Consider the following 1,188-nt stretch of genomic DNA (forward strand, 5'->3'; position numbering starts at 1 on the left):
AGCACAACCATAAATCACATCATCGACCTGTTCCCAATCTACACTTGGGTTACGCTGAATTAAGGCTTTGATCGGCACAGCGCCAAGGTCATCGGCACGGACAGGTGCAAGACCACCAGCATAACGACCGAATGGAGTACGGATGGCATCGATGATATAAGCGGTTTTCATTCTAACTTTTGTCCTTTACTTCAGGCCTTTTAGCCATTCTCCGTAGGTATTTCGCGGTGGCGACATGGATGTCGCCTCGTTGCTCAGCACAACAGGGATGTTGTGTCTGAGTAACAAAGGTTTTTGGTTACTTTTTTAAAAAAGTGACACGAATTAGCTGGTGGTATCTGGCTTAAACAGGTAAGCCTCCGTTGTGATGATTTATAAATTTTCATATCAACGGATAACATCACGGCTGTAATTTACTGTGATATCCATAGGTCTATTGCATAAGCGATACCTTACTTTTGAAAGGTCAAAAATAACAAAAACCTTTGTTGAACAGAGGAGGCTTCCTTGCCTCCCTGTCCAACGGGTGACATCCATGTCGCCTGTCACGATAGTTACTGCTGTTTAAACTTACCCTTGAGTCGCATCAATCAGAGTTGCACCCGTTAAAGCCTGTAACTCATCAAAGCTAAGACCTTCAACTTTCTCAATCACCTTTAAACCATCTTTAGTCACGTCAATCACACAAAGATCCGTGTAAATACGGTCAACACATTTTTTACCTGTTACTGGATAAGTTAGCTCAGCCACAATCTTCGGCTCACCTTGTTTGGTCACATGATCTGTGGTGATAAATACTTTCTTTGCACCCACCGCCAAATCCATCGCACCACCTACCGCAGGAATTGCATCCGGTGCTCCCGTGTGCCAGTTGGCCAAGTCACCATTCGCAGCAACCTGAAATGCACCGAGTACAGCAATATCAAGGTGTCCACCACGCATCATGGCAAATGAATCGCCATGGTGGAAAAAGCTGCCGCCTTCAAGCATGGTCACAAATTCTTTACCCGCATTAATCAGTTCAGGATCTTCTTCACCTGCAGCTGGAGGAGGACCAAAGGCCAACAGCCCATTTTCAGAATGAAGAAAAATATCTTTATCGTCAGGTAAGTAACTAGCGATCTTGGTTGGTAGGCCAATACCCAAGTTCACATAGGCGCCATCTGGAATGTCTTGTGCCACACGTTT

General features: G+C 45.0%; 2 protein-coding genes. Both read right to left on the bottom strand.

Annotation, left to right across the window (positions count from 1 at the left end; all coding sequences use genetic code 11):
• Positions 1-171: thiolase family protein (locus ACXM0J_RS18760; RefSeq protein WP_479750739.1), on the bottom strand; the 171-nt coding region annotated here is incomplete at its 3' end.
• Positions 172-570: 399 nt separating this feature from the next.
• The coding region (locus ACXM0J_RS18765) for a 3-oxoacid CoA-transferase subunit B (RefSeq protein ID WP_304457409.1) at positions 571-1,188 on the bottom strand (618 nt) is incomplete at its 5' end.

The sequence above is a fragment of the Acinetobacter sp. GRABPA_MV_2 genome, from assembly GCF_056725885.1.